Annotated in this window: 12 protein-coding genes and 3 pseudogenes; 9 read left to right on the top strand and 6 right to left on the bottom strand. The window is 62.5% G+C overall.

The annotated features are described in order from the left end of the window. Positions 1 to 321: 321 nt before the first annotated feature. Positions 322 to 1115 (bottom strand): annotated as a pseudogene (locus AC51GR_RS15915) (NRDE family protein). A 310-nt stretch (positions 1116 to 1425) separates the two neighbouring features. On the opposite strand from AC51GR_RS15915, the gene AC51GR_RS15910 reads away from it, so the two are divergent. Together AC51GR_RS15910 and AC51GR_RS15905 are read left to right on the top strand one after the other, a co-directional pair. Next, positions 1426 to 2838: a 3' terminal RNA ribose 2'-O-methyltransferase Hen1 gene (locus AC51GR_RS15910; protein ID WP_496325600.1), complete on the top strand. Its 1413-nt coding sequence runs from the start codon at positions 1426 to 1428 to the stop codon at positions 2836 to 2838. Continuing rightward, positions 2835 to 5330 (top strand): polynucleotide kinase-phosphatase, encoded by a 2496-nt coding sequence (locus AC51GR_RS15905; protein WP_496325599.1) that lies wholly within the window; start codon positions 2835 to 2837, stop codon positions 5328 to 5330. Before AC51GR_RS15910 ends, AC51GR_RS15905 begins: the two co-directional genes overlap by 4 nt. 133 nt (positions 5331 to 5463) lie before the next feature. Here AC51GR_RS15905 and AC51GR_RS15900 read toward each other — a convergent pair whose 3' ends face one another. After that, positions 5464 to 6255 (bottom strand): TolB family protein, encoded by a 792-nt coding sequence (locus AC51GR_RS15900; RefSeq protein ID WP_496325598.1) that lies wholly within the window; start codon positions 6253 to 6255, stop codon positions 5464 to 5466. A gap of 536 nt (positions 6256 to 6791) precedes the next feature. Beyond that, a complete protein-coding gene (locus tag AC51GR_RS15895; protein ID WP_496325881.1) occupies positions 6792 to 7115 on the bottom strand; it encodes a VapC50 family PIN domain-containing toxin in 324 nt (107 codons plus the stop codon). Between the two features lie 409 nt (positions 7116 to 7524). Here AC51GR_RS15895 and AC51GR_RS15890 point away from each other — a divergent pair, with 409 nt between their 5' ends. Both AC51GR_RS15890 and AC51GR_RS15885 read left to right on the top strand, forming a co-directional pair. Further along, entirely contained in the window at positions 7525 to 8127 is a 603-nt protein-coding gene (locus AC51GR_RS15890; protein WP_496325597.1) for a hypothetical protein, read from the top strand. Positions 8128 to 8990: 863 nt separating this feature from the next. Then, positions 8991 to 10046: a tyrosine-type recombinase/integrase gene (locus AC51GR_RS15885; protein ID WP_496325596.1), complete on the top strand. Its 1056-nt coding sequence runs from the start codon at positions 8991 to 8993 to the stop codon at positions 10044 to 10046. A gap of 765 nt (positions 10047 to 10811) precedes the next feature. Here AC51GR_RS15885 and AC51GR_RS15880 read toward each other — a convergent pair. From AC51GR_RS15880 to AC51GR_RS15870, 3 genes and pseudogenes are all read right to left on the bottom strand, one after another. Next, complete coding sequence (locus AC51GR_RS15880) at positions 10812 to 11519, bottom strand: DUF6319 family protein (RefSeq protein WP_496325595.1); 708 nt, start codon at positions 11517 to 11519, stop codon at positions 10812 to 10814. Positions 11520 to 11562: 43 nt separating this feature from the next. Continuing rightward, positions 11563 to 11679: pseudogene (locus AC51GR_RS15875) on the bottom strand (TetR/AcrR family transcriptional regulator); the annotation flags it as partial. Positions 11680 to 11731: 52 nt separating this feature from the next. Next, the gene (locus AC51GR_RS15870; RefSeq protein WP_496325594.1) at positions 11732 to 13306 is read right to left on the bottom strand and encodes an FMN-binding glutamate synthase family protein; all 1575 of its coding nucleotides are present in this window, start codon (positions 13304 to 13306) and stop codon (positions 11732 to 11734) included. Between the two features lie 153 nt (positions 13307 to 13459). On the opposite strand from AC51GR_RS15870, the gene AC51GR_RS15865 reads away from it, so the two are divergent. The 5 genes and pseudogenes from AC51GR_RS15865 (at position 13460) to AC51GR_RS15845 (ending at position 16554) form a co-directional block, all read left to right on the top strand. Then, positions 13460 to 13804: a hypothetical protein gene (locus AC51GR_RS15865; RefSeq protein ID WP_496325593.1), complete on the top strand. Its 345-nt coding sequence runs from the start codon at positions 13460 to 13462 to the stop codon at positions 13802 to 13804. Positions 13805 to 13973: 169 nt separating this feature from the next. Next, a pseudogene (locus tag AC51GR_RS15860) lies at positions 13974 to 14660 on the top strand (energy-coupling factor ABC transporter permease); the annotation flags it as partial. Between the two features lie 30 nt (positions 14661 to 14690). After that, positions 14691 to 15068 (top strand): PDGLE domain-containing protein, encoded by a 378-nt coding sequence (locus AC51GR_RS15855; RefSeq protein ID WP_496325880.1) that lies wholly within the window; start codon positions 14691 to 14693, stop codon positions 15066 to 15068. A gap of 2 nt (positions 15069 to 15070) precedes the next feature. Beyond that, on the top strand, positions 15071 to 15829 hold the full coding sequence (gene cbiQ, locus AC51GR_RS15850) for a cobalt ECF transporter T component CbiQ (protein ID WP_496325592.1): 759 nt from the start codon (positions 15071 to 15073) through the stop codon (positions 15827 to 15829). Then, the gene (locus tag AC51GR_RS15845) at positions 15826 to 16554 is read left to right on the top strand and encodes an energy-coupling factor ABC transporter ATP-binding protein (RefSeq protein ID WP_496325591.1); all 729 of its coding nucleotides are present in this window, start codon (positions 15826 to 15828) and stop codon (positions 16552 to 16554) included. Before cbiQ ends, AC51GR_RS15845 begins: the two co-directional genes overlap by 4 nt. Positions 16555 to 16556: the final 2 nt, after the last annotated feature.

Here is a 16556-nt window from a genome sequence, read left to right as displayed (position 1 = left end):
GCCGGGCGGTCATCTGGGACCACTCGGCCGGTGCTGGCTCCGTCGAGGGCTTGCCGCGGGTCTGCTGCGAGCAGGTCAGCGGGCGATGGTGCGGGGGTCGTAGTCCATCCTCGATCGGGTGTACAGGTCCGACTTACTCCACATGGTGCGGGCCAGGACTGCTGCGACCAGCCCAGCTTTGCACGTGGGTAGCGTCTTTCGGCGACCCTGGCAGGGAACCGTGCATCCGATGCAATGATGCCGGTTCTACGACGCCGAGATGTGACCAATTCTTGGCGTATGAGGCGCCTGGATGGGGACGGGAATAATAGCCCGGCTGTATCAGGTGGCGTCGCTCGGGAAGCGGACGATGCTCTCGCCGATGAGCCTTGAGCGCCAGTTGAAACGGCGTTCAACAAGTTCGGTGCGGGCGGGCGAGATCCGAAGCAGCGTGCTGCACCGGGTTCCGTAGACACCCAGCCGCACGAAAGTGCTGGACAGGCGCTTTTCCAAGCGTCGGCCAACACCGGTCTCTGGCAAGCCGGCATGGTCTGCGCACTTTGTATCCGAGAGGAGCGAAAAGTACGGCTCGGCCGAACTCCCAGCTGTATCTTCCGCTAGTGCCGATAGGAAACGGTCGTGTCCTCGAACCACTTTCGGCCATGGTTCGTCGATCCTCCCATTCGACAAGCCATGCGTAGTTGTGGATTCGAGGGTCACTGACCTGGGCGTGGGCCAGTTGGTGATGTAGAGACACTCGCTACTGTCTCCGAGGATAAGATTGAACGGCCGATACTGAGCTGCGGTCGCCAGAGCAACCGAAGCGCGTTCCACAGCACTGTTGGTCGAAGTCAGATAGTCGGTGATGAGTAAGCCGCGGGAACGTTCGTTTCCGTCTGCGGCCTTCGTCCGGCGCGATAATCCCGTCCTCACATTGGTGACCAGGGCATAGCGCCCGGACTCGTCGACAGCAAGCCAACTGCCGCCGCCGGCCTGATCCCTTCCTCCAGCAAGGCGAGGCGCTGTCGGCCAGACCTGGCGGGAAGTGAACGCCGCCAAAAAAACTCGTCTCGGTTCGAGACCAGTACAACACTATGAAAGGGATGCGTCTGTATAGCGAGAAAAGCTAGGCACACAGAAGAAGCCCCCCTTCACACCATCACTCATGCGCACACCGTACTGCGAGGTCGTCTCGCTAAGCCAGTCGCCAATCCGCCGACCATGCTGCCGTAGTCGAGCCTCGCCGATTTGAGGAACGCGCGGTGACGGCTTCAGTGAGCGTGCAGCAGCAGGACAGGCTCACTCGATCCAGCCCGGTCCATAGATTTCACTAAAACCCCTTGTGCCTTGCACCACGCAGCAAACAACGAGGTGCAGAAGTGCCTGGAACCCTACAGGTCGAAGTAATTGACTGGACGCAAACCGGATGTACGTCAGACTGTCCTGATGTTGTTGACCATCTCCGCCGAACGTTCACCGACTCTCGAGGTCCCGAGCAATTTCGGCTACCTGTTGCACAAGCATCCGGAGAGGGTTCAGCCGTTCGACGTGTACGGCGGGACGGCGCACGTCTTCTACCCTGAGGTCAGCGATGACCGTTGCACGGTCGCGATGGTGCTCGAGGTCGATCCGGTTGCGTTGGTGCGGGGACGATCTGGTGCGAATGACGGGTTCGCGCTGGGCCAGTACGTGAATGACCGGCCGTACGTCGCGTCGTCGTTGCTGTCGGTGGCGATGGGGAAAGTGTTCCGGTCGGCACTGAACGGGCGATGCGCGAATAGGGGAGACCTGGTGGGTTCGGCGTTGGATCTGACGATCACTCTCCCCGCGGTCCCGGGCGATCCCGCGCTGGTGCGGGGTCTGTTCGAGCCGATGGGATGGGACGTCACCGCGTCGCCGATTGTGTTGGATACCACCAAACCTGAGTGGGGTAATGCACTGCTGGTGTCCCTGACCCTCAAGGGGTCGATGCGCTTGACCGATGCACTGAGTCACCTGTACGTCCTGCTGCCGGTGCTCGACGACGCCAAGCACTATTGGGTCGGCGACGACGAGGTGGAGAAGCTGGTCAGGGCCGGATCGGGATGGTTGGCGACTCATCCGGACCGGGAGCTGATCACTCACCGCTACCTGGCCCACCAGCGTGGATTGAAAGACGCTGCTACCCAACGGCTCGTCGAGCTGGACGACCGCCCGATCGAGGACGCTGCGGACGATGCCGAACCCGATGCATCGCGCCCGCTGGTCCGGTTGCGCCACGACGCGGTGCTGGACGTCGTACGAGGGCTCCGGCCGGCATCGATCGTCGACCTCGGATGTGGGCCCGGCGCCCTGCTCGGGTCGTTGCTCGAACTGCAGGGTGTGGCAAGGGTTGTCGGCACGGAAGTTTCCGACTCGTCGCTGTCCAAAGCTGCCAAGCGGCTGCACGTCGACCGGATGACCGAGCGTCAATCCGAACGCCTGACGTTGCTGCTGTCGTCGTTGCAGTACGAGGACGATCGGCTCCAAGGTCTCGATCTCGCAATCCTCATGGAGGTCATCGAACACATCGACCCAGCACGACTACCGGCGGTCGTGGCCAATGTGTTCGGGACCATGCGGCCCCGCCACGTCGTGGTCACCACACCCAACAGCGAGTACAACGTCAGGTACCCGTCGCTGCCCGCCGGCCGGTTCCGTCACCCCGACCACCGTTTCGAGTGGTCGCGTGGGGAGTTCGCGAACTGGGCCGGCTCGGTGGGCCAGACCTACGGCTACGACGTCGAGCTGGAGTCGGTGGGCGATCGTGACGACGAGGTCGGGTCGCCGACGCAAATGGCAGTGTTCGCCCAGCGGACAACGAGAGGGGAAAGCGCATGAGCGAGCTGAGCATTCCCGAACTGTCTTTGGTCATCCTTGTCGGGACAAGCGGTTCCGGAAAGTCGACCTTCGCCGCGACCCACTTCCTTCCGACCGAGGTCGTATCCAGCGATGACTGCCGGACCATGATCTCCGATGACCCGAACGATCAGGCTGCGACGACGGACGCCTTCGCCCTGCTGGAGTACATCGCCGGCAAGCGACTCGATCGTGGTCGGCTGACGGTGATCGACGCGACCAACGTGCAGGCGTCGTCGCGCAAGTCGCTGCTCGCCCTGGCCAAGGACCACGATGTGCTCCCGGTGGCGATTGTCCTGGATCTTCCGGTCGCACTGGCGTTGGAGCGCAATGCTTCTCGGCCGGACCGGGACTTCGGCGCCCATGTGGTCAAACGCCAACACGACCAGTTGCACCGTTCGCTGCGCAGTCTCAAACGCGAGGGTTTCCGCACGATCCATGTCTTGGACTCGGTGGAGGCCATCACCGAGGCGTCGATCGTGCGGACCCGCCTGTTCAACGACCGCCGGCACGAGCACGGTCCATTCGACGTGATCGGCGACGTGCACGGTTGCCGCGAGGAGCTCGAGATGTTGCTCGAACGCCTGGGATATGTGATCAGCCGGGACGATGCAGGGCGTTGCGTAGATGCCGCGCATCCGGATGACCGCCAGGCTGTGTTCGTCGGCGACCTGGTTGATCGTGGTCCGGACTCCCCAGGGGTGCTCCGCCTGGTCATGGGGATGGTTGCGAGCGGCAATGCACTGTGTGTGTCGGGCAACCACGAGGCGAAACTTGTTCGTGCGCTGGGCCGTAAGGATGTCAAACCCTCCCACGGTCTGCAGGAGACACTGGATCAGCTGGCAGCCGAGGACGATTCGTTCGTCGCCGAGGTGCGTCAGTTCTGCGACGGCCTTGTCGCCCACTGCGTACTCGACGAAGGCAACCTCGTTGTCGCGCACGCAGGCTTGAAGGAGAAGTACCAGGGGCGGGCATCAGGCCGGGTCCGGGCGTTCGCTCTGTACGGGGACACCAGTGGCGAGACCGACGAGTTCGGGTTGCCGGTCCGGTACCCGTGGGCCGATGATTATCGGGGCTCAGCAACAGTCTTGTACGGGCACACCCCGGTGCCCGAGACCGAGTGGGTCAACAACACCATGTGCCTGGACACCGGGTGCGTCTTCGGCGGCAGCCTGACCGCGCTTCGATACCCCGAGCGCGAGGTGGTGTCGGTGCCGGCACGGGCGACGTACTACGAACCCGTCCGGCCGTTGGCCCCGCCGCCGCGCGACCCCGAGGTGTTGACGCTGACCGACGTCCTCGGGCACCGCGTCATCGACACCGAACACATGGGACGGGTTTCGTTGCGGGAGGAGAACGCGGCCGGTGCGCTGGAAGTGATGAGCAGATTCGCCATCCCGCCGGCCGAGCTGCTCTACCTGCCACCGACCATGTCACCCGTCGACAGCTCGTCGCGTGAGGGCCTGCTCGAGCACCCCGACGAGGCGTTCGCTCATTACGCGAAACGATCCATCGACCGGGTGATCTGCGAAGAGAAGCACATGGGATCCCGCGCCATCGTGCGCGTGACGCGCGACGGATCCGGCGTCATCTATTCCCGCACCGGACGCGCGTTCTTCTCCGACGACCAGCAGGCGGCGGTTCTGTCGCGAATCGCCGACGCCATCGCCACGGCAGGAGTCTGGGCAGACCTCGACGCGACTTGGCTACTCCTGGATACGGAGATACTGCCGTGGACTGCGAAGGCCGAGTCGATGGTGCGCAGTCAATACGCCAAGGTGGGCGCCGCCGCGACGACCGCGCTGCCGGCGACGATCGACGTGCTGTCGGCCGCCGCAGCGCGAGGGGCTGACGTCGCCGATCTACTCCGCAGGACGCAAACGCGAGCCGCCAACGCCGAGCTCTTCGTCGATTCGTACCGCCACTATGTGCAACCGATTGACAACCAGTTGGGGATCGAGGTGGCACCCTTTCAGATCCTCGCGGGGGACACAGCCGTGTACGAGACCCGTGATCACCACTGGCATCTCGGCATCGCTGATCGCCTGGTCACCGCCGACCCGGAACTGTTCCGACCCACCCGCCGCCTTGTCGTCGAGACCACCGACGAATCGTCGTGTACCGCAGGCACGGCGTGGTGGGAGGACCTCACCGCGGGCGGCGGCGAAGGCATGGTCGTCAAGCCGTTCGACAATCTCGTCCGAGGCCCGAAGGGCTTGGTGCAACCGGGTCTGAAGGTTCGCGGCCGCGAATACCTGCGAATCATCTACGGCGCCGACTACACCAACCCGTCGACACTGGCCCGACTCAAGCAGCGCAATCTCGGACAGAAGCGGTCGATGGCATTGCGGGAGTACGCACTCGGCCTCGAGGCCATCCGCCGAGCCGTTGCAGGCGAGCCGGTGTGGCGCATCCACCAGTGCGTGTTCGGTGTCCTCGCGATGGAGTCGGAGCCCGTGGACCCGCGACTGTGAATTGCACCGATGCAGCCAGGTGGCGGTGACGTCCGTGCCGCCACCGACCATCTGATGATCGCGGTGGTGTCCGTGGCCCGCACTGGATGCCTATCTGCGCGGATCGTCGGCAATACCAGACCTCAGGTCTCTTTCACTGTCCGCCCGCGACACTTGGCCGCTGAGCCGTGATGGATTGCGGCGTCAGCCGCTTCTGATCGGACCCGTCGGGGTTCATCGAAGCGAGCTCGGCGCGGCTCGAAGTGGCGGTGTCGGTGACAAGCTCACCGGATTCCGTGGTTGCCCTGGTGTAGACGATGCGCGATCCGTCAGGCGTGAATGCGGGATGTACTGCGTATGTGTCAGTGAGCCGGGTGATCTCACCACCTGCGGCAGGCATCGAATAGGTCTCCGATCCATTGTTCCCGCCGCGGTTGCTGGAGAAGACGAGGGTCGATCCGTCGGGGGAGTAGGCGGGATCTGCGTTCCAGAACTGGTCACGCAAGAGGACCTTCGATTCTCCGCCTGCGGTGGGTGCCTCGACGAGGTACCCGGAGACATTGAAGATCACGCGGGAGCCGTCCGGAGAAAACGTCGGTTCGGAGGCCGCTTGGTTCTGCGCGATGACACGCACATCGGAACCGTCGCTGTTCATGATGAGAATGGAGCCGTTGCTCACGAAAGCGATGATGGAACCGTCCGGCGAGAAGACCGGCTGATAGCCGCCGTCGCGAATCGTCTTCGACTCGCCTGACTCGAGGTCGACCAGTTCGATGAGCGTGCCGCCCCGGGTGTACGCGAGTTGTTCGCCGGAGGGAGACAGCGCGGGGAAGTTCGCATATCTCATGTCGGACGTGTCATCGCTCAGGGTCGGGGTGACCTGGCGCAGGCCACCGCCGTCCGCACCGACCACAAAGACCTGACCCCACCCGTCGTCGAAGGCCACGAGAATCGGCGTCGGGGCTGGCCGAGCGTCATCTGAGCATGCTGTCAGGACCACGAGAGCGGCGACGACAACGGACACTATCCGGGTGAACAGCATCGAGTGATGATGGCAGACGCAGAGCACCCGCGCGGGGCGAAGTCAAGACGTCGTTGATCTTGTCTGGTCGGGGATAGGCACTGCGGTACCGGCACGGCGAAGCGGTAGCGCCGCCGGAAGTTCGGCGAGTTATTGGTTGCAGACGGCCGGCCGGGCCAACGACGGCCTGTACGGTGACCGGATGGGAGACGTGTTGGCAGAGTCTGGCCTGTCAGAGTGCACCCACGCAGGTATTTGCGGAGGTCCTTCAGCAGCCTCCGTGGCATTCATTCTTGTTGGTTTTCTGGCACTTTCGGCTTCGGTTGCAGCCTCAATGGTAGCTACATACAGCATCCTCAACGCGCCGGATCCCGCATCACGACCGCGGTTGACTTGGATACTCGTCGTGTGGGTGGTTCCGCTGATTGGGGCCGGCCTGTTGTGGCTCCACACATGGTCCGTTAAGCGGACTTGAATGAACGTCCACTATCGACGCAATCGAATCGTAATCGCATGTACTGCAGTCTATTCCGTAAAGTTTCTGAAACATCTCCGAGCTTTCGTTCGAAGATCGTGCAGCGTGGATGTTCATAATCTGGCGGCTGTAGACGAGGAGTCCAGCCAGCGCCGCTGCATCGATCCCTCGGCTGAGGTCCGTATCGCCGTTTCAGTGCTTCGAGTATGTGCTCGAAAGTTTCCGGAGGATTGGTGCGTCGGCCGACCATTGTCCGCAGCGCGCGAACCGCAGCATCGGGCGACACCGCAACCGTGTCAGCAACAAACACAGCAGGTTTGATCACCTGGATCTGAGCGGTGCATCCGATGCAAGGATACTGATCCCACTGGATAAGGCTGTTATCACGCTTTGATTTATTCACCACTTAGTGCGAGCCCAGTCGGCGGCTGTTTTGTTTGTGTGGGCTTGCAAGGTGATCCATTGCCGAACGCGAGCGATTGCGTTCGGCAAACGCCGTTGATTCGGCAGCCCGTGCACAGCTAAGAGGTGCACTTTGATTGGGTAGAGCTAGTTGGCGGATCGGTGCGCGAAATTACTCGCGCGTTGGGGATCGAATCGGGCGATCCAGGATCGGCTGCGAGTGGGTCTGTACTCCACCTCATCTCGAACGAGCTCCAGCCTGGAGCACCCACGACTGATCCGCTGGGCGTGTCGCCACTCGGGTGTAGGTTTTTGCAATGGCTGGAGCAACCTGGGATGGACTGAGAGCGCGTAACGCCGCTGCTACAGAACTTAATATGTCGGGGTCGATGCGGGCGGCTGGTCCGACGGACACAGGCCGCGTCGACGATGTGTTCTTGTTTTGGCACGGCCGCGGTGGCAAGTGGTGGATCGAGCGTCCCGGCGAGGTCGTATTCGCTTCATCGACACCCGATGAAGAGGTGCCCGTCGCACGGATGGTCGGTGGTCAGATGGTGTACCAACGGACAACCGGCTCAATAGTAATCGGCCGCGTTTTCGGTCCGCGGAGCTTGTTTGGTCCGCGATCGGTGCTGGTGGAACGCGGTCGGGGACTGCGGGCGATCAAGTGTCCGCAGGAAGTCAATGTTGGCGGCCGCCTTTCGTGGTCGGTTATGACCGCCACTCCAGTTGGGACAGTGACCGAGCTGGTGTTCGACGACCGTACAGGCATTGTCGTGCGCGTCGCGAGCGATGACCACGACATGTCCCTGGAAGTGAGTGACCTCGTCGAGCACGATGAGCTGCCCGCATCTCGGTTTCAGTTCGTCGGCCCCGTCGTTGAACCCCACGAACGGATATCTTTCTCGATGAGTTGGTAGCCAGTCCGTCATCTCGTGAGCGACTAACGCATCTGTACCGCCGTCTATTGGATCAATCCCGGTAGCGGTAGCGGGTCTGACGGTTGCCTGGTCAAGTCACGGAAATGGTTTGCACCAGTGTTCGGTTGGTCGTCGCGGTTCGGCGGTCGGCGCCTTCATAGACGTCGATTGCAAATGGGTTACGTCGCAATTCGAGCAGGCCACCTGCGATCGCATCTGCCGGTAGCCAGAACGAGATGTGCGCCGTGGCAGCGGATGCTTGTGTCCCGCCGCCGATCTCGTTTACACGGTGTCGAGTTATTCGCGCGTCACGCGAATAACCAACCTACTACTTGACATAATGTTTCTTATCGGCGCGCAAGGATCGTGAGATCAGGAGGGGTGATCGGAGGTAAACCCGGCTGAGACCTGCTGGATCCAAAGTCGGCTCGCAGTACTTCAAGAAAGGCCTGGGCGTTGTCCGACGTCGCGCAGATTCCACGTCGACAAACGTGCGAGCAATTCGGCTATCAGTATTTCTGCCACCGGAGCTCTCGCTCACGTTCGACGGGTCGGCCGGGTTCCTGGGCGCGCCTTGCGTGATGTCTACGCATAATTGAAGGCGTCAAAATACAGAGGCTGTTTGTGATGGTATCTGCGCCCTTGATCCGATAATGAGCGAAGGTGCCGAGTGGCCGCCTTATCTGCTCAAAACGTCACTGTGACAATACTTCTGGGTGCGGCTGGCCATGGGAGGAATCGGCCAAATGGCCGTGACAACACGTCGGCATGCGCGGTTGGTTCCGGATGTATACTGGTCAGATCGTTGCACTCTGGAATTTGATGGATAATCAACATTATCCATCAAATGCTAGGATTCTGCCATGGCCTTTGGCGCGATTGATGACGACAGCTCCTCCGCGGATCACCATTCGGCCTACCCAATCTGGTTCTTGGAGTTCATAGATGACCGGCAAACCCTCAAGCTATCGCCGCATACGATTAAGGCCTACCGTCAAGACTTTCTGGCGATCGCATCGCGCCTGGTGCCGGTTCCATCCGAGATGTTGGTCAGCGACATAGAGAAATCGGGAATGCGTGTGGCATTCGCAACCTACGCCGTTGATCACGAGGCTGCGTCGATCCGGCGATGTTGGTCCACTTGGAACGTGCTGTGTACGTTTCTGTTTACTTCAGAGCTGATCAATGCGAATCCTATGCCGCTGATAGGTCGACCGAAACTCGCGAAATCGTTACCGAAGGCACTTCCGCCGTCGAGTGTTGAGGCGTTGGTAAAAAACGTTGGTAATCAGAAGGTTTCGCCTCGAAAGACTGATTGGAACGAACGAGACACGGCAATAATCTTGACGGCGGTACTTGCTGGTCTTCGCTCCGAGGAATTAAGGCTGCTGGACGTGAAGGATATTCGGACAATCTCAGATGGGAGCGCCGTGCTACACGTCCAAGGAAAAGGAAACATGGAACGGGCGGTACCAATTGAGGCGGGTCTGCTCGATGTCATCAGGAAGTATCTGGAAAGCCGGCGCGTGCGATTTCCGGACTCGGCCAGATCAGTCGCGCGCAAGGCGGCGGCGGACCCACTTGCCGGTTGGAAGCGATCCCTCCCCCTGTTCGTTGGTCGCGATGGAGAACGAATCACCAGAGGCACTTTGCAGTCGCGATTGCGGCGTGCTTTCAACTTGGCCGGCCCGGACGCGCAACGGGTTCCAGGCGCCTTGCTGCACAGCCTCCGCCACACATATGCGACGGAGCTCGCGAAATCTGACGTCAGCGTCTACACACTGATGAAGCTCCTCGGTCACGAGTCGATGGCCACGTCTCAGCGGTACGTGACGGCCGCGGGAACGGAGACCCGAAAAGCCGCGGCGCAGAACCCGCTGTATCACCTGGCAGATGAGGGCGAAACGAAACCATTTTGAGTCCGATCACGAGCAAAGAATGTCGTGTCGCCTACAGGTATCGGATCCATGCGCCCGTCACGAGCCCGATCCCAATGTAGCTCCCCTGACCGCAATCGACGGACGTGAAGCCTGTCTGGTCGGCCGGCCTACTGTTGCGGTGGTAAAAGATTCGCACACCCGCGGACTCGCCGGTATTGAGCCCGAGGCCAAAACAGTCGAGCTCCACGACGTAACGAGCCCCGGATGAACAGTTGGCAGACACCCCATGGCGGTAGTCGTAGATTGAGCAACCCGCGGGCGCGGCATTTGCTTGTCCCGCAGTAACTGCACCCGCTCCTGCCATGAGCGCAAGCGCGAACGCTCCAGTCGCGATCCTTCTGCTGTTTTTCATCGCGCACCTATCGTTGAGGTTGTCATGTGATCTGCCAATCGGCGATTGGTCATCGCTTGTTACCGCGCTCCCCTTGAAACACTTACCCACCCATTAGCGTCACCGTGACGATAATGCGGAGGGGCCGGTTCTTGGACTCCGTTGTGGCACGGGCGAGAAGCGCGGCGGTCTAAGTCGAAAGGTTCAGCGCGACGGCGCCTTTGGTTGGCTCGGTGACTCCCCCACTGACTACATCTATTCCTTCACCAGCGCAGCGACGACACTGCGATCGAAGACTGTCGCCGCGATGGCCGACTTGCACCGACGTCGCCGCCGCCCAACTTGCGATCGATGGCATCGACATGGAGCTGCTTGAAACCTTCTAGAACACGGCCTGGATTCGCTGTCAGCTGTCAGCTGTCTGTGCCCTGCACGTCGAGGTGGGCCAGCACTGCTCGCGCCGCTTCGAGTTCATGGCTGAGCTCGTCGATTCTCTTCTGGGCCGCCGCGCGCGCCGATTCGATCATCGTGTCGACTGCCGTGATCGCGGCATCGTCGCCGAGCATGTGCATCGCTCGCGCCACCCGGTCCGAGGTCACCTCGGTGGGCTTGCCTTTCTTGGTGCCGTGCGACACCAACACCGTCCACGTGCTCTCGCCCACCGACGTGAGGGTGACGCTGACCGCGGTGGCAGGCTTGGCGCGTCGGGGCGCTTTCGGCGGGGCGGATTTCTGTTCCACTGGTCTGGCCTTCACAGGTTCGGGTTGCATCTTGGGTTCCGGTGCAACGGTTCTGGGTGGTTTCGGGGGGCTTGCGGGTGCGGGCGTCGACGCCTTGACCGGCCGCTGACGCACCGGGGTCGTGGAAGTTGCGGGCGTACGGGTCTTCTGCAGTTCGTCGGCCTCGAACGGCAACTGATCGTTGACGCCCTTCGGGCTGACCATCACCGTTGACCCGTCGACGGAGATCACTCGCGCCGATGCTCCGGCGGCGAGGTCGAGCGACGGCATCGGATCACGGAGGTAGACGGTGACCCGCTTACCTGCGGCGAGTGCCGTGGACATCGTTTCCAGGTCGTCGGTGGTCAATCCGCTGTTTCTGCGCGCGTTCACGCCAACCATATTCGCACATGCGTGCGAAAGAAGTGTGATCGGTTGACTGGTGTTCGAGCAAGACTGTCTCGCGCGACTCGAAATACCGTAGGACGTTCGACTTGGCCAGGCCCACCCGCCGACTGAGCTCGTTGAGGCTCACCTCGGCCACGGGCATCTCGTCGAGCATCGCCGCCGCGCCGCCGCCGCCGATCCGGCAACCTGTTACGACGGCCTGGTGTTCAACCCGTGGCGGACGGCGATGGCGGCGCCGAACCGCCCTGAGAGGACGACGTCATCAACCGGATGATCTCCTCGCGGTCCGCGAGGGAAGGAACGCCCATATTCGGCGTGTACCCGTAGACCTTGTCCAAAGGTGTTGAACCGGTACGGCCCTCGATGATGTCGACGGACGTCGTGTCGATGAGCCCGGGATGCTCGACGCCACACGCCTCGGCGACTTTGACCAAATCGCGGCGTAGCGTTTTGATGTAGTTCGCTGCCCGTTCGGCTTTGACCTCCGGCACCAAGCCGCGGGCCAACCAGCTGTTCTGGGTGGCCACACCGGTGGGACAGGTGTCGGTGTGGCACTTTTGGGCCTGGATGCATCCGATCGCGAGCATCGCTTCGCGGGCAATGTTGACCATGTCGCAGCCGAGCGCGAACCCGACGATCGCGTTGTCGGGCAGACCGAGCTTGCCGCCGCCGATGAACGTCACGTCCTCATGGAGTCCACGTTCGGCGAAAATGCGGTACACCTGGGCGAAGCCGAGCTGGAACGGGAGCGACACACTGTCGGTGAAGATCAACGGTGCAGCTCCCGTTCCGCCCTCCCCGCCATCGATGGTCACGAAGTCCACTCCCCTCCCGGTCTGATTCATCAAGTCGGCGAGTTGATACCAGAAATCGAGATCACCGACTGCCGCCTTGATGCCCACCGGCAGTCCGGTTTCGGTGGCGAGTAGTTCGACCCAGTCGAGCAGGCTGTCGGTGTCGGAGAACTCCGCGTGCCGGGAAGGACTGATGCAGTCACGCCCCTGCGTAACGCCGCGCGCGGCCGCGATCTCGGCCGTCACCTTGGGGGCCGGGAGTACGCCACCCAGACTGGGTTTGGCGCCCTGGCTGAGCTTGATCTCCAACGCACGTACCGGCGCGCCGCTGACCACGTCCTTCAATTTGTCCAGATCGAAGCGGCCGTCGTCGTCGCGGCAGCCGAAATAGGCGGTGCCGATCTGAAAGATCAGATCACCGCCATGGCGGTGATAACGGGAGATGCCGCCTTCCCCGGTATTCTGCAGGCAGCCGGCCAGTGCAGCACCCCGGTTCAGGGACTCCACTGCGTTGCCGGAGAGCGACCCGAAGCTCATCGCCGAGATATTGACAACCGACGCGGGGCGAAATGCGGCACGTCGGTGTCGTGCCGCACCGATCACCTTTGCGCAGGGCACCTCGATCTCGTGCGCTGCAGCCGGTGCCGACGGCGGGACGGCGCGACCGAAGGTGCGGTGCTTGATCACCGGATAGCCGGCGGTGTACTCCATATCGTTGTCGGTGCCGAAGCCGAAATAATTGTTCTCCTTTTTCGACGAGGCGTACACCCATCGACGCTGGTCGCGGGTGAATGGACGCTCCTCGTTGTTCGCCGCGACGAGGTACTGCCGCATCTCCGGCCCGATGGCTTCGATGAGGTATCGGGCGTGTCCGACGAGGGGAAAGCTGCGCAACAAGGCGTGCTTTCGCTGGAAGAGATCGCGTACGACCACAGCGGCTGCCGCCGAAGCAGCAGCTGCTGTCACGACAGAAGAAGCCCGCTTCATGACGTCAGCGTAAACCGATCTCATCGCCAGATGTCCCCGTGTCGTCATCTTGATACCTGATCGACCCTGGAGCAACTCGTCTCGCCGGGTTCTCGATTGGAAGTCGCCGACGTGGATGGATGGGCGACCATATGCTTCCGCTAGGCTCTCGGCGTGAAGCGGAAACCCGGAAAGACAACGACACCGCCCGCCGCGAATTTCCTTGGGGCCCTGTCTGCGTTCACCCTCGCAGGGTCCTTCTGGGCGCTCGTGCAGGCGGTGGATTGGTCGGGAAATGTGACGAGCCACCGCACTCCCGGGACCGCGCCGTACAAGGGGTACGAGAGCAAACACTGGGGAATGGGTGATCGACTGGTGGTGTTCTTCGGGTTCGATTCCGATTCAACAGTGGTCGTGTCTGACGCCCTGCTCTGGACGTCTCGCGTCGGCTTTGCGGTCACCGCGATACTCATCGTGCTGATTGCACGAATCATGATGGCGGCGAAGTCGACTGGATGATCTCGGTCCAGGAACTCATGGACGATGTTGCGTGTGAGTTCACAAGGGCGACAAGCACTCTCCCGTGTGGTCGCCAAAACGGTCACCGAAAGGGACGAATCGGTCGTAGGACTGGAAAGCGGCCCGGACGGTCTTGCCAGTGACTTGCATCACGCGTAGCGTCCGGTGAATGAGCAGTACCACCACTGCGATGCATATGAGCGACGGCATAGTCGATGCGCCGACGTCGCTGCTCTTTGCCGGGATTGCAGTGTGTGGTCTTGTATTCGCGGTCTGGCGGGCGCGATCAGAGCTCGACGAGCGAACCGCGCCGATGGCGGGGCTGGTCGCCGCCTTCATCTTCGCGGTTCAGATGGTCAACTTTCCCATCCTGCCGGGCGTGAGCGGCCACCTCCTCGGTGGCGCGTTGGCCGCGATCCTGGTCGGGCCGTACGTCGGGGCGCTGTGTGTGGCAATCGTGCTCGTGGTGCAGGCATTGCTTTTCGCTGACGGTGGTCTCACCGCACTGGGTACCAACATCACGAATATGGCGTTGATCGGTGTAGCTGTCGGTTATGTCCTTGCGCGACTGCTCGCTCCCCCATTGGTTTCCCGTGGTGATGCGGGAATGGCCGGCATCGGATTCGTTGCGGCCTTGGTCGGTACCGTCGCTGCGGCGATGGGTTTCGTGCTCGAATACGCGATCGGCGGAGCGTCGGGCTCCACCGTCGGTGAGGTGTTCGGTTACATGTTGGCCACCCATCTCCTGATCGGGGTCGGCGAGGGCATCATCACCGCGATCACCGTTGTGGCGGTGGCCAAAGCGCGGCCGGATCTGGTGTATCTGTTGCGCGCCGTGCGCCGAACAGACAGCGCGCGAAGTACTTCGGCCCATACCGGCCGAAAGATGACCAGATTCTTGCTGGTTTTCGCCGCGGCAGCATTTCTGGTCGCCGGCCTCTTGTCTTACGTCGCCAGTTCACAGCCCGACGGTCTCGACGCAACGACGCAGCGGGGGTGCACCGTGGTCGAGGTCGACGGCACCGAACAACTCGACGGTCACTGCATTGCACAGAGCGCCGGTGAACACCATCGCTCCGAATCTTTCCTCGCCGACTACACCATCAACGGCAGCGAGACACTCACCGGTGCAGCGGGAATCGTGGGCGTGATTGCGGTCTTCGCGCTTCTGGTCGCGGTTGTCCGGCTGATCCGGGTGGGTAGACCACACCCGGCATTCGTTGCGCCTGCCGACACCTCCGACACTCGCAGCCAGGCACCATAGCAGTGAGCGCGGGTAACTCGCTCTACCTCCCAGGCAACTCACCGGCGCACCGCGCCGCCGCCGAGGTGAAGATCGTTGCCGCGGTCATCGCGGTGTTCGCCGTCGTCGCCACGCCGCGAGAGTTGTTCTGGCCGTTCGGATGTTACGCCGCGATTCTCCTCGGAGTCTGGTGGTGGGCGCATATCCCGTTGCGCTGGATCCTGCCGCGGATGGTGATCGAACTGCCTTTCGTGATCCTTGCCGTGCTGCTCCCCTTCGCTGACGGCGGACCACAAACCGAGGTTCTCGGTGTGTCACTGTCGACGCAGGGGCTCTATGCAGCATGGGGCATCGTGGCCAAAGGGACGCTCGGTGTCGGGGTTTCGCTGACCCTGGCTGCCACCACCGACGTCCGCGATCTGCCTGCCGGGCTGACCCGGCTACGGGTACCCGGAATCATCGTCACCATTGTCGTGCTGATGCTGCGGTACGTGGATCTGCTTGTCGCAGAGGCCATGCGGATGCGGATGGCTCGGATCTCGCGGGGCGACGATCCGCGCACCCTGCGCCAGGCCGGGGCCACCGCGCGTGGCGCCGGGGCCTTGTTCCTACGCTCCTATGAACGCGGAGAACGCGTCCACCTCGCCATGCTCTCGCGGGGATTCAGCGGAACGGTCCCCCACTACGGGGCGATCCCGGCGACCGCGTCGACCTGGGTGGTGGCCCTGATCCCGACCACGGCTGCGGTGGCTGTCAGCGTCTGCGCCTGGTGGTGGCAATGACAGCGTTGTCGGCGGTCGCGGCGGGGACCGTGCGGGTGGTGAACCTCAGTTTCGCCTATCCGGACGGAACCGGCGCGCTGCATGATGTGAGCATCCACCTGCCCGCGGGTGAGCGGGTCGCTGTCCTCGGTCCCAACGGCGCCGGAAAATCGACTCTCATGCTGCAGCTCAACGGCGTGCTGACCGCGGATTCCGGTGAGGTTCACATCGGTGACATCCGGCTGGGGCCGGACACCGTGCGCGAGGTCCGGCGACGGGTTGGGCTCGTTTTCCAGGATCCCGACGATCAGCTGTTCATGCCGACCGTCGCCCAGGACGTCGCCTTCGGGCCCGCGAACTTCGGGGTCCGGGGTGCCGAACTCGATGATCGTGTCGCTGAAGCGCTCGCCGCGGTGGGAATGTCCGACCGCGCCGACCGGTCGCCCGCGCATCTGTCGGTCGGCGAGCGCCGACGCGCCGCCCTGGCCACCACGCTGGCCTGTCACCCCGATGTTCTGGTACTCGACGAGCCGGCGGCCAACCTTGATCCCGTCGCCCGCAGAGAGCTGGCCGAGGTTCTGACCCGTCTGCCGACCACGATTGTGATGGTCACCCATGACCTGCCGTACGCACAGCGGATCTGCACACGAGCCCTGATCCTCGACGGCGGTCGGATTGTCGCCGATGGCGACATTGCCGATATCCTCGGCGACCCGGACCTTCTCGAACGGCACCGCCTTGCCTGAAC

The sequence above is a fragment of the Williamsia sp. z71 genome, assembly GCF_059553375.1.
Note: the sequence above shows the minus strand (reverse complement) of the source record. Positions and strands in the feature narration are given on the sequence as shown.